This is a genomic window from Flavimobilis rhizosphaerae, from assembly GCF_014852685.1.
GTDB lineage: Bacteria > Actinomycetota > Actinomycetes > Actinomycetales > Cellulomonadaceae > Flavimobilis > Flavimobilis rhizosphaerae.
On record NZ_JACZDF010000003.1, the window covers coordinates 117866 to 141696 of the forward strand.

A 23831-nucleotide genomic window follows, 5' to 3' on the forward strand; every position below is an offset into this window, starting at 1 on the left:
AGCCTTCCCCGCGCTCGATAGCGGATCCGTACCGGACAGGTGGTCCGATCGGCTATCGAGCCACAACGAGGTGGTGGGGGAGGGTTCCGGGACCACGGAGACGCCCCGGTCACGAGCAGACGGTCAGTCCTCCAGGACGCGCGTCGCCCCGCGCTTCCCGACGCTCTCCACCAGGTGGTACAGCGCCGGCAGCACGATGAGGGTCATGAGCGTCGACGAGAACAGCCCGCCGATGACGACGATCGCGAGCGGCTGCGAGATGAACCCGCCGTGCCCCGTCACCCCGATCGCCATCGGTGCGAGCGCGAGTATCGTCGCGACCGCCGTCATGAGGATCGGTCGCACACGGTGCACCGCACCGCGCCGCAACGCGTCCGCCATCGGCACGCCCCGGTCGCGGTACTGCTTGACGAGGTCGACGAGCACGATCGCGTTCGTCACGACGATGCCGATGAGCATGAGCACACCGATGAGCGACGGCACCCCGAGCGCCACACCCGTCGCGACCTGCAGGAGGATCGCACCGGTCGCCGCGAACGGGATCGACACGAGCAGCAGCAGCGGATGCAGCAACGACCGGAACGTCGCGACCATGACGACGTAGACGATGAGGATCGCCACGAGCATCGCGAGACCCAGCTGGCTGAACGCCTCGTTCTGCTCGGCCGTCACGCCACCGACCTCCGCCGTCACACCGTCCGGCAGGTCGACGCCGTCGAGCGCCTCCTGCACGACCGACGACGTCTGACCGAGGTCGTCCGACTCCGGCGTGACGTTGACGACCTGGTTGCGCACACCGTTCGACGTCGTGATCGACACCGGGCCGTCGACGACCTTGACCTCGGCGAGGTCGCCGACCGTCCCGCCCTCCGCTCCGAGGGGCAGGTCACGGATGCCGGCGACCGAGCGCGCCGGGTCCTCGGGCGTGAGGTAGACGTTGACCGACGAGCCGTCGAGCGTCACCGCACCGATCTGCTGCGGCGTGATCATGCCCGCGACCGCCTGCGACAGCTGCGTCTCCGTGAGACCCGCCGCCGCAGCCTTCGTCCGGTCGATGACGACCGACACCGTCGGCCGCGCGTCCGTGAGCGACGTCGACACCTGACGCACGCCCTCGAGCGGACGCATCGCGTCAGCGATCGCCGACGTGCCGCTCGCGACAGCCTTCGCGTCGGAGCCCGTCACGCTGATCTGCACGTCGTTCGACATGCCCATCCCGGCGAACGGCGAGATCGTGAGGTCCTCCTCGTCGACGACGTCCGCGAGCGCGGCACGGACGGCATCCTGGATCTTCGCCTGGTCGCCGTCGGCATCCGTCGTGAGCGAGTACGAGATCGACTCCGCCCCACCGAGCAGCATGCTCTGGTCCGTCTGGCCGATCGTCGCCGCGACGAGCTCGACACCGTCGACCTTCCGCAGCGCCTCGTCGACCGTCCGGGCCGTCCGCAGCTGCTGCGTGAGGCTCGTGCCCGGCTTCACCTGCTGCGTGATGCCGAGGGAGTTCTGCGCCATGTCGCCGAGGAAGCTCGTCTTCATGAACGGCACGAGCGCGAGCGTCCCGGCGAGCACGGCCACCGCGATGCCGATCGTCGTCCAGCGGTGCGCGAGCGTCCAGTCGAGCGTGCGGCCGTAACCACGCTGGATGGCGCCGGTGTCCGGCTCCGAGAGCTCCTCGTCCTGCGCCGTCGGCGCCGCCGCGTGCGCGTCGGGCGTCGCGGCGTCGTGCCCCTTCCAGCTGAGGGACCAGAACGCGAGCACCGGCACGATCGTCAGCGACACGAGGAGCGACGCACCCATGGCGATCGCCACCGTGAACGCGAACGGGCGGAACAGCACGCCCGACATGCCGCCGACGAGCGCGATCGGCACGAACACCGCGACGGTCGTCACGGTCGACGCGGTGATCGCGCCACCCACCTCGCGCACGGCGTCGATGATCGTCCGCCGTCGCGACTTCCCGTACCGCATATGACGTTCGACGTTCTCGATGACGACGATCGAGTCGTCGACGATGCGCCCGATCGCGATCGTCAGACCACCGAGCGACAGGATGTTGAGCGTGTAGCCCGCGGCCTGCATGCCGACGAACGCGATGAGCAGCGACACCGGGATCGACACCGCGGTGACGAGCGTCGCACGCCCCGAGCGCAGGAACGCGAGGATGACGATGACCGCCATGACGAGGCCGAGCAGACCCTCGGTCGCGAGGCCCGAGATCGAGTCCTCGATGAACGGCGCTTGGTCGACGAGCACGTCGAAGCTCGCGCCCGCGACGCGCGCCTCGAGCTCGGGCAGGGCGTCCTGGACGGCGTGGGAGACGTCGACCGTGTTGGCATCGGGCAGCTTCGTGATGGACAGCGTGAGCGCCTCGACCCCGTCGACGAGCGAGTACGACGTCGTCGGGTCCGTCGTCAGCTCGACGTCGGCGACGTCACCGAGGGTGGCGGCAAGCCCCGACGGGACGTCGACGGGGAAGCCGTCCTCGTCGGTGAAGGACACCGAGCCCTGCGTGCCGACGAGCGGCAGGTCCTTGATCTGGTCGACCGACGCGAGACGCGAGCCGACCTGCACGGCCATCTCCGAGCCTGCGTCGACGATCGTGCCGGCCGGGACGAGCACACCGTTCTGCATGAGCAGCTGCGCGATCGACTGCGCGTTGACGCCGTGGCGTGCCATGTCCTCGGCGCGCGGCGTGATCGCGACGCGCGGTCCGGGCGCTCCGACGATCGACGCCGACGCGACGCCGTCGATGCGCTCGAGCGCGGGCACGACGGACTCCGCGAGCGTGCCCGCGAGCTTCGTCGTGTCGTCGGACGACACCGCGACCTGGATGACGGGGAAGTCGTCGAGGCTGATCGCCATGACCGACGGGTCCGTGCCGTCGGGCAGGATCGAGCGGATGCGGCTGATGGACTGCGCCATCTTCTGCTCGACCTTGGCCGTGTCCGTGCCGAACTCGAACTCCGCCATGACGACGGAGACGCCCGTCGAGGACGTCGTCGTCGTGCCGAGCAGGCCCGGCACGGTCTGCAGGGCCTTCTCGATCGGCGCCGTGACGTCGCTCGCGACGACCTCGGCCGACGCACCCGGGTGGACCGTGAGCACCGCGAGCTGCGGCACCTCGATCGACGGGATGAGCTCCTGCTTGAGGCTCGTGAAGGCGAGGCCGCCGAAGATCGCGACCACCACCGTGACGAGCGCGATGAGCGCCCTGTTCTTGAGGGAGAAGGCGGAGAACTTGTGCACGAGGGTCCTGTCTGTGGGGGCGTGCGCGGGTGTGGACGGAGGGCCCGACGACGGGGCCTGTGGGCGGGGTGCGCGGACGCGCACCCGAGATCAGGGGGCAGGCGACGCGTCGCCGGGGCCGGGCACGAAGCCGTGACGGAGATATCCGAACGCCTCCGCGACGAGCGCGCGCAACCGCGCGCGCAGCTCGGGCGTGAGGTGAGGAAGCGGAGCGCACGTCGCACCGATCTCCTCCGCAACGACGTGGATGCTCCCGCCGAGCAGCCCGACGAGCGCCGAGAGGTAGAGCATCGTGCGCGTCGCGCCGAACCGCCCCGCGAGGGCCGTGATCGTCGGGGAGCCGCGGAACGCCTGGAGGCGCGCGTGCGCGACCGACTCGAGCGCGGGGTGCTCGCGCGCGATCGCCGCGAAGTCCCGGACGTCGTCGAGCGCGGGCCCGTCGAGGAGCGCGACGAGGAAGTCCTCGCTCGCGTCGACGAGGTCCGCGAAGGTGCGCGGCGCGGTCGCGTCGTCGAGCGGCTCCGGCTGGAACCGCTGGAGGAACCCGTCGACGACGGCCTCGGCCTTGCCACCGAAGTGGTTGGCGAACGTGCGGCGGGAGTAGCCGGCGTGCTCGGCGATCTGGTCGATCGTCACGTCGTCGTAGCCGCGCTCCCCGACGAGCCTGAACGCTGTCGCGGCGAGCTCACGGGCGGTCGCGGCCTTCTTGAGGTCGCGCAGCGAGGTGGTCACCGGACGACTCTAGACACGCCGTTGCCCACAGTGCAACGTTGCCCAGTGGGCAGCCACCTGGACGAAGACGTGTCAGAGCGAACCGAGGATGCCGCCCGCAATGATCTTCACGATCATCGCCGCTGGGTACACGAGCGCGTACCCGAGCGCGACCCGCGGGTCGAAGCCCGTCCGCACGTTCGCGTACGCGAGCACCGCGGGCTGCGTGTGCGTCCCGGCGATCATGCCCGACGTCGTCGTCGCACCCACGTGGCACAGCCTCCGCAGCACCACCCACAGCCCGACCGCGACCGTCGTCGTCACCGCGACACCGAGCGCAAGGATCCGCAGCCACTCACCCGACGCAAACGCCGGAGCGACCTGCCCCCCGGCGACCAGCCCGGCCTGCGCGAGGAAGATGAGCAGCCCCAGCTCGCTGAGCGCCTGCGCGGCCGTGAACGACATCGACGTCGAGAACGGCCCGACGCGACCGAGCCGCCCGAGGATCAGACCCATGATGAGCGTGCCGGCGGCCGCACCGATCGTCACGCGCACTCCCGGCACGGGCAGGACGACGAGCCCGAGCAGCACGCCGAGCGCCATCCCGATGCCAAGGACCGCGGGGTTGATGTCGGAGAAGCCACGGGTCGAGTCGCCGAGCAGCTTCGTGATCTCGCCCATGTGGCCGCGCGGGGCGACGACCCGCACCCGGTCGCCGAGGCGCAGCACGGTGCGCGAGTTCGCGACGGCGTCGACGTCGCCGCGTCGCAGCCGCGTGACGACGGCACCGAAGCGGGAGTGCAGCTCGAGCTCCTCGAGCGTGCGTCCCGCGACCTTCGTCGACGAGACGGTGATGCGGCGCATCGCGACGACGCGTCCGTCCTGCCGGAGCTCGTGCGACGACACGTGGCCGAGCGCCGCAACAACCTCCTCGACGAGCCGCTCGGGCCCGACGACGGTGACGACGTCGCCGACGGCGAGCACGTCCTCGTCGAGCGCCGTGTGCGGAGCAGCGTCCTCGGAGCCGCTGCGCAGCCGCGAGAAGGCGATGCGCTCGCCGTAGAGCTCGGTGAGCTCACGCACCGACTGACCGCTCGCCGACTCGACGCGCACGGCGCGCTCGACGATCTCGGGCGGCGCATCGGTGTCGTTGCCGCGCGCGCGGAGCGCGAGGTGCGTGACGACGAGCACGCCGACGACGCCGAAGACGTACGCGACGGCGTAGCCGACGGTCGGTGCCGCGTCGTCACCCGCAGCCTCACGCGCCGCGGCGAGCGCCGGGGTGTTCGTGAGGGCGCCGGCGAACGTGCCGGCGATCGTCGCGGTCGAGAGGTCGAGCAGACGCCCGAGCCCGACCGCGACGCCAGCCCCGGCTGTGACGACGGCGATCATCCACGCGATGACCTTGAGGCTGCGCCGCAGGGACGCGAAGAACTCGGCGCCCGAGACGATGCCGACGGTGAACGTGAAGAGCGTGAGGCCGAGCGTGCCGACCGCATGCGGCACCTCGAGGTCGATGTTCCGCGAGGCGCCGAGCGCGCCGAGGAGCAGGGCGCAGAAGAGGACCGCGGCCGCACCGAGGCCGACGCCCCGCACCTGGACGTGACCGATGGCCGCGCCGATTCCGACGAGCAGGACGAGGAGCAGCACGGGCTGCTCGGCGAGAAGCGAGAGGGCAGCGTCCATGACGACCTTTCGGCAGGGAGGGGTCCGGCGGGTCGTCCTCGTCCCAGCCGTGCCCCCACCTCATCACGATGTGACGTCGGTCTCGTGGGACCAGAGGCCCGCCTGCCCGCTGGCAGGCAGGCGGGCCGTCGTGCGTCAGCCCACGTGGAGCGCGAGCTCGGTGATCCGCGGTGCGCCGGACGTCCCGGCGACCTCGAGGTTGACCTTGACGGTTGCGCGCGGCGTGAACGTCGCCGTGCCCGTGCCGGTGCCGGTCGTGAGGACGGCGCCCGTCGCGTTGTCGACGAGGCGCCACGCGCCGACGGAGCTGCCGGAGACGACGACGCGTCCGACGGTCCGTGCGGACGACCACTTCACGGAGATGCGGCCCGAGGTCCCCTGCGGGGACCAGTAGCTTGCGAGGTCACCGTCGATCGCGTTGCCGTAGCTCGTACCCGACGCCTTGCTCGAGCCGTCGGCGCCGCCCGAGAGGCTGAGGTTCGGTCCGACGGGCGTCGGCGGCGTCGTCGGCGGGTTGGTGGGCTCCGTCGTCGGCGGGTCCGTGGGCTCGGGCGTCGTCGGCGGGTTGGTCGGCTCGGGCGTCGTCGGGCTGCACGTGCCGTCGGACACCTTGAGCCCCTTGCCAGCGCCAGCCGTGGCCGCGACGACCGCGGGCACGCACGACGCAGCGTCGAGCTGCGCGGTGTACGGGACCGAGAGCGTCGCCGTCGAGGCGAAACCGGGGCCGGCGGGGCGGTTCTTCGAGCCGGGCGCGGACCACGTGACGTTGTCGAGGATGTTGCCGCGCGTGTCCCAGTAGCCCGGCAGGTCGGTGTAGAACGTGCCGAGGACGTCCTTGGAGTCCTCGAAGTAGTTGTTCTCGACCTTGGCGCGGCCGCCGGCGCGTGCGTTGATGCCGGACTCGTTGATCGAGCGGTAGTGGTTGTTGTAGATGTGCGCGAGACCGCCGCGGAGCAGCGGCACGCGCGAGTCGAGGTTCTCGTAGAGGTTGTGGTGGTACGTGACGGGGCCGTTGCCCGAGTCGGTCTCGCTCGAGCCGACGAGGCCGCCGCGGCCGGAGTTGCGGAGGATGCTGTAGGAGAGGGTGACGTACTTCGTTCCGGCCTTCATGTCGAAGAGCCCGTCGTAGCCGGCGGACTCGCCACCCGAGGCGATGAGCGTCACGTGGTCGACCCACACGTTGCTCACGCCGGACTCCATGCCGATCGCGTCGCCGCCGTTCGACGTGGGTGAGCCCGACTTCTTGACGTTCTGAACGGTGACGTTCTGGATAACGATGTTGCTCGCCTCGCGCAGGTGGATGCCCACCTGGTCGAAGATCGCGCCCTTGCCGACGCCGACGATCGTCACGTTGCTCACCTGCTTGAGCTCGATGACGCCGTCGGCGGTGTTGCAGCTCGAGCCGGAGACCTTTCGGGTGCCGGCGTGCGTGATGGTGCCCTCGACCTCGATGGTGATCGGGGTGCTGGAGCTGGGTCTGCCACAGAGCGCGGCGTGGATCTGGGTGCCTGTCGTGGCGCGGACGGTCGCGCCGCCCGCTCCTCCGGTGGTGCCGCCGTTCTGGGCGGCGAAACCGGTCGCTGCGCCGCTCACCGCAGCCTGCGCGGTGACGGACAGGCCGATGATGCCGACGGACGTCGCGAGCGTTGCTGCGACTCCTGCTGCGAGCAGTCGTCCTCGGGCGATCCTTCTCATGCTGGTACCACACCTCTCATCGTTGAACTGGTGGGGAGCAGTGGCCACTGCGCCGGATTCTCGGGGTTCCGTGGCGCGTGGTGGGCGTCGCGGCGCGGACTCTGCGACCTGTGCGCCCAGGGGCGCGCAGCGTGGTCCCGACGACGTCGTCGGGGCCGTCCCGGCCACAGGGGCTGGGGTGTCGCAGAGGAATCACATGACCGAGTAACCGGTTTCTAGAGGCTAGGTCCGGAACCGTCTCCCTGCAACCGGAACGAGGCGTCCGTCCCGCCTGCCGGACGCATCCCCTCCCGGGGTGAGGCCAGCCTTCGCTTGCTGGAAATGATTCTCGGTAAGGCGTAGGACTAGGACCATGGAACGTCTTCGCGCCTACCCCTGGGTCATCGCCACGCTCGCCGTCGGCGCCGTCGGCCTCACCCTCCTCGCCGCAGGCCTCGACGACACCTCCCGCTGGATCGTCGTCGCCTGGGTCGTCCTCGTCGCCGCCACGCAGGCCTGGGACATGGTCCGCTCGCTGCGCGCCGGAGACGTCGGCCTCGACATCCTCGCCGTCCTCGCTATCTCCGCAGCCGTCGCCGTCGGCGAGCACTGGGCCGCCCTCGTCGTCGTCATCATGCTCACCGGAGGCGAAGCCCTCGAGGACTACGCCGAGCGCCGCGCCAAGCGCGAGCTCACCGCCCTCCTCGACCGCGCACCCCGCACCGCCCACCGCGTCGACAGCTCCGGCACCGTGACCGACATCCCCGTCGAGGACGTCGCCATCGGCGACATCCTCCTCGTCAAGCCCGCCGAGGTCGTCCCCGTCGACGGCGAGCTCGTCGACGACACCGCCGTCCTCGACGAGTCCTCCGTCACCGGCGAGTCCCTCCCCGTCGAGCACGTCCGCGGTGACCGCATCGTCTCCGGCTCCATCAACGGCGACGGCGTCGCCCACATCCGCGCGACGGCGCTCGCCGCCGACTCCCAGTACCAGCAGATCGTCGACCTCGTCGCCGCCGCCGAGGAGACCCGCGCCCCCATGGTGCGGCTCGCCGACCGCTACGCCGTCCCGTTCACGATCGTCGCCGTCGCCATCGCGCTCCTCGCCTGGTGGGTGAGCGGCGACCCCCGCCGTCTCGCCGAGGTCCTCGTCGTCGCCACCCCCTGCCCGCTGCTCATCGCCGCACCCGTCACCTTCGTCGCCGGCATGTCCCGCTCCGCCAAGGCAGGCGTCGTCGTCAAGGGCGGAGGCGTCCTCGAACAGCTCGCACGCGTCCGCACCGTCGCGCTCGACAAGACCGGAACGCTCACGCACGGCCGCCCCCACATCACCCGCGTCGTCGCGACCGACGGCCTCACCGAGGACGACATCCTCGCCCTCGCCGCGGCCGCCGAGCAGTACTCCGCCCACCCCATCGCCGTCGCGCTCGTCGCCGGAGCCCGCGAGCGCGGCACCACCGTGCAGCCCGGCACCGACGTCACCGAGGAGACCGCGCACGGCGTCGCCGCGACCGTCGGCGGCCGGCGCGTCGCCGTCGGCAAGGGCACGTGGGTCGTCCAGGCGTCGGCGCCCGACGCGATTGCCGACGCGTCCCGCACCGACGCCCCGCTCGCCGCCCAGAGCGACGTCACCCCGGGAGCCGTCGCCGTGCACGTCGCCGTCGACGGCGAGCGTGTCGGCATCGTCGAGCTCGCCGACGCCGTCCGCGACGAGTCCGCCGCCGTCCTCACAGCCCTTCGGGGCGTCGGCGTCGAGCGCATCGTCATGCTCACGGGCGACGCCGAGGCCACCGCGCAGCACGTCGCCGCCGAGGTCGGCGTCGACGAGGTCCGCGCGTCCCTCCTCCCCCAGGAGAAGGTCGCGGCCGTCGCAAGCCTGCCCGAACGGCCCGTCCTCATGGTCGGCGACGGCGTCAACGACGCCCCCGTCCTCGCCGTCGCCGACGTCGGCGTCGCGATGGGTGCCACGGGCGCGACCGCCGCGAGCGAGTCGGCCGACGCCGTCCTGCTCGTCGACGACCTCGGAGCGCTCGTCCGCCTCGTCGGGATCTCCCGCCGGACCGTGCGCGTCGCGCTCGAGAGCATCTGGGCCGGCATCGGCCTGTCCGTCGTCCTCATGCTCGTCGCCGCGTTCGGCTTCCTGCCCGCCCTCGCGGGCGCCGCGATGCAGGAGGTCGTCGACCTCGTCGCGATCCTCGGTGCCCTCCGTGCCCTCACCCCCGGACGGGGCGAGCCGACGCTCGCGTCAGTGGCGCACGCGGCCGAGCCTGCCCAGCAGTCGATCGCCGTCTGAGGGCGGGCCCCTTCGCGGGCCGGGCTGCGCACCTCGCAGGCCGGGCTGGGCGGGGCGGCGCTCGTGGCGGAGGATAGGAGAACGCCGGACGAGGAGGTCACATGTTCGCCACGGGCATCGACGCACGCGACGCGTCACGCTCCGAGAGCGCCGACGACGTCGAGATTGTCGAGCCGCGCGATGTGCCGCTCGGTGGTCCGCGCGGGATGACCGTCCGCCGCACCCTGCCGTCGAAGGCACGGTCGATGGTCGGTGCGTTCTGCTTCGTCGACCACTATGGGCCCGACGACGTCGCGGCGACGGGCGGCATGGACGTCCCGCCCCACCCGCACACGGGGCTGCAGACCGTCACCTGGCTGTTCGAGGGGCGCGTGCTCCACCGTGACGCGCTCGGCTCCGTCCAGGAGATCGCGCCCGGGCAGCTCAACCTCATGACGGCCGGGGCGGGGATCTGCCACTCCGAGGAGGCGACGCCCGGGCTCTTCCCCACGAACGGCACGCTCCACGGCGTGCAGCTGTGGACCGCGCTGCCCTCGGGGACGCGCGACGGTGAGCGCGCGTTCGGGCACGTCGCGGACCTGCCGTCGTTCGTCGTGCACGACGCGTCGGAGCGCGCGGAGGCGGCGGGCGGTGAGGCGGCGTCCGGTCGGCACCGGGCGCGTACCGTGGGGCCGCGCGAGGCGGGGCTCGTGCGGGTCTTCATGGGCTCGCTCGGCGGGGTGACGTCACCTGCCCGGGCGGACACGCCGCTCGTCGCGGCGCAGCTCGATCTCGCTCCGGGTGTCGTCGTGCGGCTCGACGTCGAGGAGTCGTTCGAGCACGCGGTGCTTGTCGACCGGGGTGCACTGCGCCTCGAGGGCGCGTCCGTGCCGGTCGCGTCCCTCGGGTACGTCCCGCCGGGCCGGAGCACGCTCGAGCTGCGGACGGGTGACGAGCCGGTGCGGGCGGTGCTCATCGGCGGGGAGCCGTTCGAGGAGCAGGTCCTCATGTGGTGGAACTTCGTCGGGCGCACTCATGAGGAGGTCGTCGAGGCGCGACGGCTGTGGCAGGACGCCGTCGCTGGAGGGACGGAGGGCGAGGCGCGCTTCGGGCGGGTGACGGGGTACGAGGGCGCGCCGCTGCCAGCGCCCGAGCTGCCCCATGTCCGTCTCCGACCTCGGTCCCGCTGACGGAGGAGTAGCGTCGGAGGGTGGGGACGACGGCGTTCCCGGACGGAGGACTCCCATGGCGCTGCGCTTCTGCGCGACCCGGAGGGCAACGAGTTCTGCGTGCTCTCGTCCCGCGACCGCTGACCCCCTCGCGAAGGTCGGAGCTGGCTACGCCGTTGCCAGGAGGGCGTGGCCGGCCTGGCGGCGGTGCCACGTCGTGGCGCCGACGGCGGCCGCCGCGCTCGCGGCGGTCCAGAGGAGGAGGATGACAAGAGAGCCGCCCGCGGCGCCCTCGTGGGCAAGCCCGCCGAGGAACCGTGCCGCCGCGTCGAGAGGGCCCAGCTCACCGAGGCGCGCGACCCACGTGGGCTCCGATGGCGCGGTCGCCGCGACGAGCACGGCGACGCCGACGACGAGCGCGAACGCACGACCCACGTTCCCGGTCCATGCGACGACGGCGTGGAGGAACCACAGGAGCACGACGGCGACGAACGCGGCGGCCGGGACGACAACCCACGACGTGTCCGTGACGGCCGCGACGACAACACCCGCGAGGACACCCTGCACGGCCGCGACCGCGGACGTCGCGCCGAGTCCGCGCGCGGTGACCGCGAACGACGAGCGCGTCGTGCCGAGCGCGGCCGCGCCCGAGACGTGGGGGCGCATCGTGAGGACGAGCGCGCCGAGCCACAGGGCGACGGCCATCGTCACGCCGACCCCGCCGAGCGGGCCGAGCGCGCGCGGTGCTGGGGTCGCGACGGGCTGCGCGATGACGTCCGCGAGCGCGGTCGGGTCCGTGACCTTCTGCTGGGCGAGGGCGTCGACGGCCTGGGTGAGGCCGTCCGCGAGCTCGCCTGCACCGTCGGTGAGCTGGACGGTGCCTGGCAGGGTCTGCCCGAGTCCGTCGGCGAGCGTCGACGCGCCGTCACGGAGCGCGCCCGCGCCGTCCGACGCTCCGCGCGCACCCTCGGAGAGCTGGGAGACACCCCCGGCGAGGTCCTTCGCGCCGCTCGCGAGACCGGCCGTGCCCGTCGAGAGGGTGTGCGCACCGCTCGCGAGCGTGCCCGCGCCCTTCGACAGCGTCGACGTGCCGGCGGAGAGCTTCGAGAGCCCGCCGGAGAGGCTCGTCGCCCCGGTCGACAGCGTCGACGTGCCCGTCGCGAGCGTGCTCGCGCCCGTGGCGACCTCCTTCGCCCCGGCGGCGAGCTCGGTCGCTCCCGTCGCGAGCGCGTCCGCGCCGTCGGCGACGCCGCGCGCACCTGCGGCGAGGCCGTGGAGGCCCGCGGCCGGTGACGTCGGGTCCGCGTCGGGGTTGCCGACGAGGGCGCCGAGGCCCGCGACGAGCCCGTGGAGCCCTGTGGCGGAACCGGCGTCGCCCTCAAGCTGTGCAAGGCCGTCGACGATCTGGGTGCTGCCCGCGCGGTATGCCGCCACGGCCCCAGCGATCGTGGCGTCGAGCTCGCGGCACGCGGTCTCGGTGCCGGGCGCGGGCTCGGGGAGGCATCCGGCGGCTGCCTGGGCCGCGGTGAGCTGCGTGACGCCGGCGACGAGCTCGTCGAGCCCGTCACCGACGAGCTTGTCGACCCCGGCGCGGGCCTGTCCGACCGCTGCGGGAAGCCCGGCGACGTCGGGCTGCATCGCGCTCATCCCGTCGAGCAGCTGCTCGACGCCGTCGGCGACCGCGTCCGCACCGGTCGCGAGCGGCCCGGCACCCTGCGCGAGCGCGGCGGCGCCGTCGGAGAGACCCGACGTGCCGGTCGCGAGCGCGTCGGCGCCGTCGGCGAGCTTCTTCGCGCCGGAGGCGAGGTCCTTCGCGCCCTTCGACGACTGTGCTGCACCGTCCGCGAGAGGCTTGGTCCCTGCGGCGAGGTCCTTGGCCCCACCAGCGAGGTCCTTCGCCCCGGTCGCGAGGGTCCCGGCGCCGTCGGCGAGCGTCGTCGCACCTGTGGCGGCGCTTCCCGCGCCGGTCGCGAGAGTGCCGAGTCCGTCGGCGAGCGTCCCGGTGCCGGTCGCGAGGGTGTCGGCGCCGTCGGCAAGCTGCTGCTGCCCGTCGGCGAGCTTCCCGGCGCCGTCGGCGAGCTGCTGGGCGCCGTCGGCGGCCTCGCCGAGCTGGTCACCGGTCGTCGAGAACCCGACGAGGACCTGCTCGACGTACGTCTGCGTGAGCTGGCGGCCGAGCCCGACGGTCGCGGCGTCGGCGAGCGCCGTCGTCACGAGGTCGCGGGTCGCGGTCGAGCCGTCGGGCGTCGCGACATCGATGCGGGCCTGACGTGCGCCGTCGCCGTCCGCGAACGACGTGGCGTCGGCGGAAAACGACGCGGGGATCGTCACGACGGCCGCGTACGTTCCGGCCTCGAGGCCTGCCGCGGCGTCGTCGGAGTCCGTGACGACCCACGTCCAGCCTCCGCGCGAGCGAGATCCCTTGACGAGCTCGGCCGCGAGCTGCCGGCCCAGGGGCGTGAGCTGGCCGTCGATCGTCACGGCCTCGTCGTGGTTGACGACGGCCGCGGTGACCTCGCCGGCGCGGGCTGCGGGATCCCACTGGGAGGCGAGCAGCGTGGCGACGAGTGCGACGGGCACGAGGAGAGCGACGAGCGCGAGGAGCCAGCGTCGCTGCGCGGAGCGGGTCATGGCGGGGGCCTTCCGGACGGGGGCGGTCATCGCAGCACTCCGGCTGCGGCTGGTGACGTGGCGGTGGGGGCGTCGATCGTCGTGAGGCTGAGCCGGTGCGTGGGTGTGACACCGGGTGGCAGGACGTCGGCGCCCGACGTGCCGAGGACGAGGGTCGTGCCTGCGGCCTGCGCGGCGCTCAGCGCTGCACCCGCGCGGGCGGAGCCGTGGAGGTGATGCGCTGCGTCGACGACGAGCACGTGGGGGTTCTCTCGGAGGGCTGCCTCGACGGCGCGTGCGTCGGCATGACGTGAGTCGACCCAGCCGACCCGTCGCCTCACGGCGCCCGCGCGGTGCGGCAGCGCGAGGCCGCCGACCTTGAGGTCCCCGCCGGCGGGCGCGACGCGCCCGGCGAGGGTGAGGAGGAGTCCGGTGACGGCACGCGCAGGTCCGTCGACGACGAGGACTCCCCCGTCGGGCACGTCGAGCGCGACGTCCGGGGCGAGCCGTGCGCGTTCGTCGACGCGCAGCCCGCGGGCGGCGATCGCGGTGCCCGCTGCGGGCCAGCCCTCGAGCGCGAGCTCGGCGTGGAGGCCCTCGCCCTCGACGTCGAACGACGGCAGGAAGCGGTCGAGCCAGCGCGGCATCCACCACGCCTTGTCGCCGAGGAGCTCGAGCACCGCGGGGACGAGGGTCATGCGGACGAGGAACGCGTCGACGAAGACGCCAACGGCGAGGCCGAGGGCGATGGGCTTGATGTTGACGTCGCCCTCGGGGACGAAGAAGAAGAAGACGGAGAACATGATGACAGCCGCAGCCGTGACGACCTGGGCGGAGCCCCGGAAGCCCGAGCGGATCGCGGCGCGGGCGTCGCCCCCGTGGACGTACTCCTCGCGGATGCGGGAGACGAGGAAGACCTCGTAGTCCATCGCGAGGCCGAAGAGCACGCCCATGAGGACGATGGGCATGAACGAGATGACGGGCCCGAGCTTCGCGACGTGGAGGAGGTCCGCGGCGATGCCGTTCTCGAAGACGGCGGCGACGACGCCGAAGGCCGCGACGACCGACAGCAGGTAGCCGAAGGTGGCTTTGAGGGGGACGGCGATCGAGCGGAACACCATGGTGAGGAGCACGAGCGAGAGCCCGACGACGAAGATCCCGAACGGCAGGAGCGCTGCGCCGAGCTTCGCGGAGACGTCGATGCCGACGGCGGTGAAGCCGGTGACGGCGATGTCGATGTCGTACTCGGCGGCGAGGCGGTCACGCTGGTCGCGGATGTCTTGGACGAGGTCGGCGGTCGCCTCGTCCGTCGGGCCGCCCTCGGGGACGACCTGGACGATGAGCGTGTCGGCGGAGGCGTTGGGGGTCGAGAGCGGGACGTCGGCAACGCCCGGCAGGGCGCGCATCTCTGCGGCGATGTCCTCGGCGAGCCCGAGAGGATCGTCGCTCGTGAGGATCGATGCGGTGACGATGAGCGGGCCGTTGGCGCCGGCGCCGTAGTGCTCGGTGATGCGGTCGTACGTCTGGCGGGCCTGGCTGGACTCTGGCAGGACGCCCGCGTTGGGGAGCGCGAGGCGCAGGTCGAGCGCGGGCAGGGCGAGGAAGGTTCCGACGGCGAGGACGGCGGCGATCGTCACGAGCGGGCGCCGGGTCACCGTCTGGACCCAGCCCGCGAAGAACCGGTCGGCCCGGGTGCGGGGTGCCTCGGTGTGGGCGCCGCGTGACGCGGCGGCGTCGGGAGCCGGTGCCGTGCCGGCGGGAGCCGGCGCGGCGTCCGCGGCGGCGTGCACGGCCGGGTCCAGCGCCGACGGGCCCTGGGCGGCCGTGCCCTGGGCGGCGTGAGCCGCCGCGCGAGCCTCGGCGCGACGGGCGCGGCGAGACGGGCGGGGCCGCACACGCTCGCCGGCAAATCCGAGCAGCGCGGGGGTGAGGGTGACGGAGACGACGACCGCGACCGCGACGGCCACGGCTCCCGCGACGCCCATCGTCGTGAGGAACGGGATGCCGGCGACGCCGAGCCCGACGAGCGCGATCATCACGGTGAGGCCTGCGAAGAGGACGGCGGAGCCGGACGTCGCGGTCGCGCGCGCGATCGACTCCTCGACGTCGAGGCCGTCGCGGAGCTGGTCACGGTGACGGGCGACGATGAAGAGCGCGTAGTCGATGCCGACAGCGAGGCCGAGCATGAGCGCGAGCATGGGCGTCGAGGAGTTCACGGGTGTCACGGCCGTCGCGAGGAGGACGAGCGCCATCGCGAGGCCGACGCCGACGAGTGCGTTGGCGAGCGGCAGTCCCGCGGCGACGAGCGAGCCGAGGGTGAGGATGAGGACGACGAGCGCGACGCCGACGCCGAGCGCCTCGGTCACCGTGATCGTCGGGAACTCCGAGGAGTAGAGCTCGCCCCCGACGGAGGCGGTCCAGCCTTCGGGTAGCGCCGTGCTGAGGTCGGCGACGATGTCTGCGATCTCGTCCTTGACCGCGGTGGGGATCTCGGTGCCGGCGCCGCTCATCATGACAGTGACGAGCGCCGCGCGGTCGTCGTCGGAGAGCCCGTCCGCGTCGGCCGCGGCGACCGGGTCGCCCGTGAGCGTGTCGGTGAACGGCGACTGGACGCCGCGGACGTCGTCGCGTGCCGCGAGCACGTCGGTCGTCGCGCGGACGGCGTCCGCGACGCCTTCGTCGCGGACCGACGTGCCCTCGGGGGACACGACGAGGATCTGCGCGCTCGACCCGGAGACCTCGGGGAACGTCGCTGCGAGGCGGTCGAGCGCGGCCTGCGACTCCGTGCCGGGGATGGAGACGGAGTTGTCCATGCCCTTCTGGAGGAAGCCTGCCGCGGCGCCGAGCGCGACAAGGAGTGCGAGCACGACGGCGACGACGGCCCGCCGGTGGCGGACCATGCTCCGGCCGAGCCGGTAGAGGAAGGAGGACACGAGGGCTCCCGAGGAGACGGACGATCGATACAGGACTGGATCCGATACGAGACTGTATCCGATGCAGGACTGTATCCGATACAGTGGCGTATCGAAAGGTATCCTCGGGGGATGACGACGGGAGCGGGAGTGGGCGACAACCAGGGCGTCGGCACCCCTGTCGAGGACACGTTCGCCGAGGCGATCGCAACGTCGCCGCGGCGCGCACGCACGCGCGAGCGGCTCCTCGACGCCGCGCTCACCCTCTTCGCCGAGGTCGGGGTCGACGCGACGTCGATCGAGGCGATCTGCGAGCGCGCCGGCTTCACCCGCGGCGCCTTCTACTCGAACTTCAGCGACAGGTCCGCGCTCATCGACGCCCTCGCCGCCCGGGAGCAGGGTCGCGCGATCAGCGAGCTCCGCGACGCGATCGAGGCGAGCCCGTGGAACGACGTCCCCGAGGGCACCGACGACGTCGGCGCCGTCGCGTCCGTCGCGACCCAGCTCCTCGACGCCCTGACGATCGATCGACGCTGGGCGCTCGTCAACGGCGAGATGCGACTCATGGCCCTGCGCGACAGGTCGCTCGCGCCCGCCCACGAGGCGCGCGAGAACCTGCTCCTCGACGCCATCGCCGACGAGATCCGACGGCTCACCGCATGCCTGGGCCGACGGCTCGCGATCCCGGACCGGACGTTCGTGCGACTCCTGTGGGCGGGCTTCCAGGCCGACCTCGAGGCCGCGGACCGGTCGCTCGGCACGGACCACCCGACGACCGCGGTCGAGCTCGCGACCTCGTGGATCCCCGAGGTCGTCACGCGGCTTACGGTACCGGCCGAGCCCAGCCCCTGACGCACCGCGCCGCCGCGGCAACGCCTCGCGCTGCGCCCCTGGGGTGCAACTTGTATCCTAGATTGGTGACTCCCTCCCTCGTGCGTCAGCGGCGCATCCTCGTCGGCGCCACCGTCGCGCTCGTCCTCGTGCTCGCCGTCGTCGTCGTCTCGATGCTGCGGTCGCCTGCCGACGCCCCGGCGGCGGCTCCGACGCCGACGGTCACGGAGACCACCCCGGCACCCGAGCAGCCGGCCACGGGCCAGCCGCCCGTCGTCGAACGTCGCGACCCGGACGACCTCATGGCGATCGGCGACGTCGACGCCCCCGTCGTCCTCGTCGAGTGGGCCGACATGCGATGCCCCTATTGCGCCCTCGTCGCGACCCAGACGCTGCCGGAGGTCATCACGAAGTACGTCGACACCGGCAAGGTCCGCATCGAGTTCCGCGACGTGTCGTTCTTCGGCGAGCAGTCCACCGATGCGGCCGTCGCCCTGCGCGCTGCCGCCGAGCAGGGACGCTTCCAGCAGTTCCTCGACACGGTCTTCGCCGCGGCCCCCGACAAGGGCCACGCCGACCTTCCCCGCACTCGGCTCGTCGAGCTCGCGAAGGACGCAGGCGTGCCGGACCTCGCGAAGTTCGAGGCCGACCTCTCGCGCGAGGACCTCCACGCGGCCGTGGCCGCGTCGACGACGACGGCCCAGCAGCTCGGAGTCCAGAGCGTGCCCTTCTTCGTCGTCAACGGGACCGCCTTCGCCGGCGCCCAGCCGATGGCGACGTTCACGGAGGTTCTCGACCAGGCCCTCGCAGCCGCGGGCGCATGACGATCGGGCTCACGGGGGCCCTCGTCGGAGGTCTCCTCACGCTGCTGAGCCCGTGCTCAGCCATGCTCCTGCCCGCGTTCTTCGCGTACGCGTTCACGTCGCCGGGGCGTCTCCTCGCGCGCACGGGCGTCTTCTACCTCGGGCTCCTCACGACGCTCGTGCCGCTCGGGGTCCTCGCGGGGAGCCTCGGCGCGATCGTCGCGCAGCACCGGACGACGCTCGTCACGGCCGCAGCAAGCCTCGTCATCGCCCTGGGGATCGTCCAGGTGCTCGGCATCCCGCTCACGCTCCCCGGGATGCGCTCGCGCACCACGGCCGCAGCCGGCCCACAGCCGTCCATCGGCGCCCAGGTCGGTGCGCGCCCCACGGCAACCGCCACGTCCGACCGGACGACGACGGCCTCCGTCTACCTCCTCGGCACCGTGTACGGCCTCGCCGGAGTGTGCGCCGGCCCCGTCCTCGGCTCGGTCCTCGTGCTGGCGGCGACGGGCGGCGACCCGCTCCTCGGTGGTGTGACGCTCGCGGTGTTCGCGCTCGGCATGGTCGCGCCGCTGCTCGTCCTCGCGGCGCTGTGGTCGCGCGCCCCGTGGGTGCGGGCGCTCGTCCGCCCCCGCACGGTGCACCTCGGCCCCGTGACGACGACGTGGACCCAGCTCGTCGGCGGGATCCTCGGCATCGGCATCGGTGTCCTCCTCATCGCCACGCAGGGCACCGCCTCGCTCACGGGCGTCCTCGGCGCCGCCGAACAGGCGGCTCTCGAGGCGTCCGTGCTGCGCGCCGCGTCCGCGATCCCGGACATCGCGCTCGTCGGCGTCGCCGTCGTCGCGCTCGCCGCAGCCTGGGCGGTGCACGCGGCGCGTGCGCGCCGCCCTGCGGCGCCCGGCGATGCCCCCACGTCGATGTCCGCCACCGCGGAGGTCGACACATGAGCACCCTCGCCCCCGTGCCGGACGAGCCTCTCTCCGCAGCCGAGCGGGCCTTCATGAGCGTCCGCGACGCGATCGTCCGCGGCACCCTCGCACCCGGCACGATGCTCGCCGAGAGCTCGCTCGCGGACGGCCTCGGCGTGAGCCGCACACCGGTCCGCACGGCGCTGGCCCGCCTGCAGGACGACGGCTGGATCACCGTCTACCCCAAGCGCGGCGCGCTCGTCCGCGGGCTCGACGCCCGCGCGGTCGCCGAGCTCGCCGACGCACGGCACATGCTCGAGTCGTCGATGGTCGCGCGCGCGACGCCGCAGGCGCGGGCTGCGCTCGCCGAGAGGCTCGAGACGGAGGTCGACGCTCAGGAGAGAGTCCTGCGCGCCCAGGACCTCGACGGGTTCATCGACCTGACGATCAGCTTCCACCGCGCGTTCGTCGAGGTCGGCGACAACGCCCTCGTCCTCGAGCTCGAGTCACGGCTCGCCGACAGGTACCGCCACGTGCTTCACCTTCACGGCGCGAGCCTCCTCGGACGGTGGGAGCAGATCGTCGCGGAGCACCGCACGCTCGTCACCCAGCTGCGCGACGACCCCGTCGAGTTCGCGCGCACGCTGCACCTCCACCAGGCCGACTCGATCGCGCCGGAGAGCGTCGGACGCTAGACGGGCCGGGGCCTCATGCCGCGAGCGCAGCCTCGACGAACGCCCGGACGAGCCCGTCGTCCTTGACGCCCCGCGACGACTCGACCCCGGACGACACGTCGACGCCCCACGGCCGCACGGCCCGCACCGCGTCGGCGACGTTAGCCGGCGTGAGTCCGCCGGCGAGCAGCCACCGCCCCTCGGGGCGGTGCTCGCCGAGCAGCGTGAGGTCCCACGTCTCCCCCGAGCCGGGCACGGGCGCGTCGAGCAGCAGCACGTCCTCGCCGTGTGCGCCGACGACGGGCGTCGGGTCGTCGGCGAGGGACACCGCACGCCACGGCACGAGGCCCGCCGCAGCGACGGACGCGAGATCCGCGCGTCCGTAGCGGGCGCCGTGGAGCTGGACCGCGTCGACCCCGGCTGCGAGGGCCTCGCGGACCGCGTCGGCGACGGCGAGCTCGGCCGTGACGAGCACGGTCACCACGCCGGGGTCGACGGCGCGGGCCGCGTCGACGACCTCGCGCGCCTGCGCGAGCGTGACGTGGCGGGGGCTGCTGGGGCTCATGACGACCCCGATGGCGCCGGCACCGGCGGCGACGGCGACGTGCGCAGAGGCAGCGGTCGACAGGCCGCAGATCTTCACGAGCACGGGGTCCCTCCCGGGTGTCGTGCGCGACCGGGGGTGGTCGCGCGGATGACGCTCGAGCCTACGCCGCACGCGCAGGACGCACAGGGGCGTCCCGGAACCGAGGCCCCGGGCCCCGAGAGAGGTGCGGCCGCGCTCAGGACTCGACGGGCTGCTGCGCCATGACCTCGCGCAGCACGCCGCGGTCCGCGTCGGTCCACTGCTCAGGGGCGGTGACGGCCGCGAGGGCGTCGACGTACTCGAGGTGGTAGGAGTGCCCGTAGCCGGGCGGGACGTCGGCCGCCACCATGAGGTCTCCCGTGACCTGGAAGAACGTCACGAACGGGATCCACTCCATCTCGGGCAGAACCGCTGTGCCTCGGGGTTCGCGCAGCCAGTCGGGCTTGCCGAGGACGAGGTCGGGGTTCCACCAGGTGACGCCGTCGGAGGGGTGCTGGAGGTAGACGATGCGCGGGTCGGTCCACTCGCCGGGCAGGTCGAAGAGGTTCGACGCGTCGCCAGGGGTCGCGCTCCAGCGGACGGTGTGGCCGCGGTCGAGGACGGGCTGGATCTGCGAGGAGCCGTCGTCGCGGTGCTTCGCGAGGTCGTTCCACAGGTCGGTGAACCCCGGGGTGCCGACCCACAGGGCGCCCTGGGTGCGCGTCGCCATGTCCTGGAGGCCGCTGAACGCGCCCTGGCCGCCGTAGCTGCCGAGCGAGAGCCCAAAGGTCACGAGGCGCGGCCGGTCGTCCGCGGGGCGCGCGGACCATGCGTCGTAGACGGCTTCGAAGAGCGCGCGGCCTGCGGCGGGCGGTGTCGAGCGGTCACCGATGAACGACACCCAGCTCGGCAGGTACGAGTACTGCATGGCGGCGATCGCGGTGTCGCCGGAGTGCATGAGCTCGAACGTGTCGGCGAACGACGGGTCGACCCATCCGGTGCCGGTCGTCGTGACGACGGCGAGCACGCTGCGCGACCACGCGTCGGTGCGGTCGAGCTCGGCGACGACGTTCGCGGCGACGTCGTCGAGGGTCGCACCGGACGACATGCCGGCGTAGGCGCGGACGGGGCTGCGGACGTCGTCCGCGGGGATGCCGCGGCGCGCGGCGACGTCGGCGATCTCGTCGTCGCCGAACCCTCCGGCGACGAAGGTGCGGCCCTGGAGCCCGAGCGTGTCCCACGACTGCGCCGACTCGGGCGAGCCGGAGCGCAGCGGGTTCGTCGGCGCGACGACGCCCTCGCGGGTGCCGTCGTCGACGTTCGCGTAGATCGAGTTGAGCGCGGACAGCGCGCCGCGGACGACGGTGCCGTCGACGACGAGCACCGCGAGGACGGCGACGAAGACGAACCCGACGAGGCGCGCCGTCGGGGCGGGGACCCAGCGGCCGACGAACCGTGCGACGCGGCGGACGCACCAGCGGAGCCCGCGCGCGAGCTGGAGGAGAGCCACCGCGATGACGACGGCGACGACGGCCTGGGTCGGGGCGTTCCAGGCGGGTCCGGGCTCGGCGCCCATGAGGTCGCGGATGCGGTCCTGCCAGCGGGCGCCGAGGATCATCATCGTCGGGACGGCGACGATCGCGACGATGCCGAGGGCGAGGAGCCAGCGGCGTCGGGCGGTCTCAGACGGTGTCGTGCGGAAGCCGAGCAGGCGGACGAGGCCGACGCACGCGCGGCCGACGGCGTAGCCGACGGCGACCGACACGCCCGTGACGAGCGCCTGGTAGAGCCAGACGCGCGGGATGAGCGAGGGCGTGAGCGAGGCGCAGAAGAAGAGGAGCGCGATCCAGAGACCTGTCGTCGAGAGCCCGGATGCCCACGCGCGCACGGCAGCAGCCCCTGTGACGACCCACCGAGGCGCACTCATGGCACCGACACTAGCGCCCGCGCTCTTCCGGGGGCAGCGCCCCGGCGGCTCGGTGGTCGGGCGCGATCCAGCAGCTCCGCCACAGCGGCACCGTCGATCAGAAGACGGCTGCCGCCGAGAAGCTCGACGAGGCGCGTCGCACCCTCGACCTGCTCCTCGCCGACGGAACCAACCTCTCAACGACTCCGAGGTCGCGAGCACCGTGGAGCGGTGCTCACGACCTAGGAGTCGTCCGGGGGCAAGGGCCACGGGAAGGGCCCGACGGGAAGGCCCGGGGCCACTATCTCGCGGCCCGGGACGAGCGCGGTCAGCGCGCCTGTCGGCCGCCCCGCCGGACCACCCATCCGGCGAGGGCACCGGACGAGCCGATCGCAAGCCACAGGTCGTCGCCGACCCGGTAGAGGGGGACGTCGTCGACGCGTCCGCCGGCCCACACGTCGCCCCGGCGCGCGACCGCCCTGCCCGGCGCATCGGCGGCCACCCTGTCGAGGGTGATGCTCCACGCGGCGTCGGGCAGACTCGGCAGCCGCCGACGTGCGCGGCGGCGCCACGGGCGCCGTCGGAGCCACGCTCCTCGGACAGCCCCTGTCGCCGGGTCGGTCCGCAGGACGAGACCGCCGGGCAGGAGGACATCGCCCGGCTCGGGCTGCCCGGCCCCGGCGTCGACCGACCCGCACATCGGCCTGTCCGTCGGCGCGGCAGAGGCGTACGTGAACCGGTCCGACGGCCGCTCGGGTCCGTACCAGCCGATACGCAGCGGCACGCCTGGCACGACGACGTCGAAGCGTGCGGCGAGCTCGTCGACCCACCGCGCCCGCGGGGTGGCACCCACCTCGCGCAGGAGCGCGTCGACCCTCGTGCGCACCTCGTCGTCGGTCCGCGCGACGACGACGCGCCGCCCGGCGTGGTCGCACGTCCCCGTCGGCCGCGGGCACGTCTCGACGAACAGCCGACGCCTGAGGAGACGGTAGTTCTCCGGGTCGAAGCCCGGAGCGTCAGTCGGTTCACAGGTGCGCGCCACGATCTCGACGAGGCCGTGCCTCCCACGCGATCCTGCGGGCACGAGCTCGTCGACCTCGAGCCGACCCCGGGCCGCAGCCACGGCACGTCGCAGGTCGGCCGGCCTGAGGTGTGGCCGCAGGAGCGTCTCGATGTCATCGGCCTCGACGTACCAGTCGAAGGTCGCCCCGCCGAGCACGTCGACCCACCTGTCCTCCGCGTAGAACGCCCAGTCGAGCCCGACCTGGTCCCACGCTTCGGCGTCGGTGGGCCAGGGCGCCGGGTCGAGCATCTCGACGTGCTCGACGTACATCTCGAGGGTGCTCTCGTCGTCACCGAGGACGCGGCTGGGACCCTGAGACCACTGCGCCCACACCTCGGTGACGAGCACCGTCCCGCCCGGGAGCCGGACGACGCCGTGAAGGAGCCCGGGCCAGAGGTCGAGGATCGCGGGCAGTGCCGTACGCCCCGCGTCCGACGGCGTGCGGACCACACGTAGTCGCGGCTCGGCCTCGCTCGGGGGGCCATCATCGGCCGCGTCATCCACCCAGGCGATCAACCCGTCATGCGACGCAGGGCCGTGCTCGGCAAGCCAGCTGGCGAGCTCGTCGTCGCTCGCGTACGCGCCCGACTCGGCGAGCGCGTCCCACTCGTCGTTGAGGCGCCGGGCCGCCTGCGCGGGCGTCGCACCCTGGCGCAGGGCGAGATACGCGACGTCGGGGAGTCGGTCGACGGCGTCGTAGAAGCCGCCCTCGTCGTCGGGCACGGAGGCAAAACGCTCGTGGAAGGAACGCCGGAACTCCCGGAGGTCCCGCGTCCGTGCTGCGTCGTCCGGTCGCAT

At 73.1% G+C, this 23831-nt stretch carries 15 protein-coding genes; 6 read left to right on the top strand and 9 right to left on the bottom strand.

Annotated features, from left to right (window positions below):
• Window positions 1-123 precede the first annotated feature (123 nt).
• The 4 genes from IGS67_RS06825 to IGS67_RS06840 form a co-directional block, all read right to left on the bottom strand.
• Window positions 124-3246 carry an efflux RND transporter permease subunit gene (locus IGS67_RS06825; RefSeq protein WP_192279086.1) on the bottom strand — a complete coding sequence of 1041 codons (3123 nt, stop codon included), beginning with the start codon at window positions 3244-3246 and terminating at the stop codon, window positions 124-126.
• Between the two features lie 90 nt (window positions 3247-3336).
• On the bottom strand, window positions 3337-3978 hold the full coding sequence (locus tag IGS67_RS06830; protein WP_192279088.1) for a TetR/AcrR family transcriptional regulator: 642 nt from the start codon (window positions 3976-3978) through the stop codon (window positions 3337-3339).
• Window positions 3979-4050: 72 nt separating this feature from the next.
• Window positions 4051-5643 carry an aspartate:alanine exchanger family transporter gene (locus IGS67_RS06835; protein WP_192279090.1) on the bottom strand — a complete coding sequence of 531 codons (1593 nt, stop codon included), beginning with the start codon at window positions 5641-5643 and terminating at the stop codon, window positions 4051-4053.
• A gap of 135 nt (window positions 5644-5778) precedes the next feature.
• Window positions 5779-7338, bottom strand: a complete 1560-nt coding sequence (locus IGS67_RS06840; protein ID WP_192279092.1) for a pectate lyase family protein — start codon at window positions 7336-7338, stop codon at window positions 5779-5781.
• A 352-nt stretch (window positions 7339-7690) separates the two neighbouring features.
• Here IGS67_RS06840 and IGS67_RS06845 point away from each other — a divergent pair, with 352 nt between their 5' ends.
• On the top strand, window positions 7691-9610 hold the full coding sequence (locus IGS67_RS06845) for a heavy metal translocating P-type ATPase (protein WP_192279094.1): 1920 nt from the start codon (window positions 7691-7693) through the stop codon (window positions 9608-9610).
• A gap of 101 nt (window positions 9611-9711) precedes the next feature.
• Complete coding sequence (locus IGS67_RS06850; RefSeq protein ID WP_192279096.1) at window positions 9712-10779, top strand: pirin family protein; 1068 nt, start codon at window positions 9712-9714, stop codon at window positions 10777-10779.
• 147 nt (window positions 10780-10926) lie between these two features.
• Here IGS67_RS06850 and IGS67_RS06855 read toward each other — a convergent pair whose 3' ends face one another.
• Window positions 10927-13389 carry a YhgE/Pip domain-containing protein gene (locus tag IGS67_RS06855; protein WP_192279098.1) on the bottom strand — a complete coding sequence of 821 codons (2463 nt, stop codon included), beginning with the start codon at window positions 13387-13389 and terminating at the stop codon, window positions 10927-10929.
• A gap of 26 nt (window positions 13390-13415) precedes the next feature.
• On the bottom strand, window positions 13416-16301 hold the full coding sequence (locus IGS67_RS06860; RefSeq protein ID WP_192279100.1) for an MMPL family transporter: 2886 nt from the start codon (window positions 16299-16301) through the stop codon (window positions 13416-13418).
• Between the two features lie 111 nt (window positions 16302-16412).
• On the opposite strand from IGS67_RS06860, the gene IGS67_RS06865 reads away from it, so the two are divergent.
• From IGS67_RS06865 to IGS67_RS06880, 4 genes are all read left to right on the top strand, one after another.
• The gene (locus tag IGS67_RS06865) at window positions 16413-17132 is read left to right on the top strand and encodes a TetR/AcrR family transcriptional regulator (protein WP_192279102.1); all 720 of its coding nucleotides are present in this window, start codon (window positions 16413-16415) and stop codon (window positions 17130-17132) included.
• Between the two features lie 65 nt (window positions 17133-17197).
• Window positions 17198-17935 (top strand): DsbA family protein, encoded by a 738-nt coding sequence (locus tag IGS67_RS06870; RefSeq protein WP_328741892.1) that lies wholly within the window; start codon window positions 17198-17200, stop codon window positions 17933-17935.
• A complete protein-coding gene (locus IGS67_RS06875; protein ID WP_192279104.1) occupies window positions 17932-18864 on the top strand; it encodes a cytochrome c biogenesis CcdA family protein in 933 nt (310 codons plus the stop codon). The genes IGS67_RS06870 and IGS67_RS06875 overlap by 4 nt, the downstream gene beginning before the upstream one ends.
• Complete coding sequence (locus IGS67_RS06880; protein WP_192279106.1) at window positions 18861-19520, top strand: GntR family transcriptional regulator; 660 nt, start codon at window positions 18861-18863, stop codon at window positions 19518-19520. The genes IGS67_RS06875 and IGS67_RS06880 overlap by 4 nt, the downstream gene beginning before the upstream one ends.
• Before the next feature lie 13 nt (window positions 19521-19533).
• Here the strand turns inward: IGS67_RS06880 and IGS67_RS06885 are convergent, their stop codons facing one another.
• The 3 genes from IGS67_RS06885 to IGS67_RS06895 form a co-directional block, all read right to left on the bottom strand.
• On the bottom strand, window positions 19534-20148 hold the full coding sequence (locus IGS67_RS06885) for a phosphoribosylanthranilate isomerase (RefSeq protein WP_192279108.1): 615 nt from the start codon (window positions 20146-20148) through the stop codon (window positions 19534-19536).
• Window positions 20149-20281: 133 nt separating this feature from the next.
• Entirely contained in the window at window positions 20282-21991 is a 1710-nt protein-coding gene (locus tag IGS67_RS06890; protein ID WP_192279110.1) for an alpha/beta hydrolase, read from the bottom strand.
• Window positions 21992-22298: 307 nt separating this feature from the next.
• Window positions 22299-23831 carry a hypothetical protein gene (locus IGS67_RS06895; protein WP_192279113.1) on the bottom strand — a complete coding sequence of 511 codons (1533 nt, stop codon included), beginning with the start codon at window positions 23829-23831 and terminating at the stop codon, window positions 22299-22301.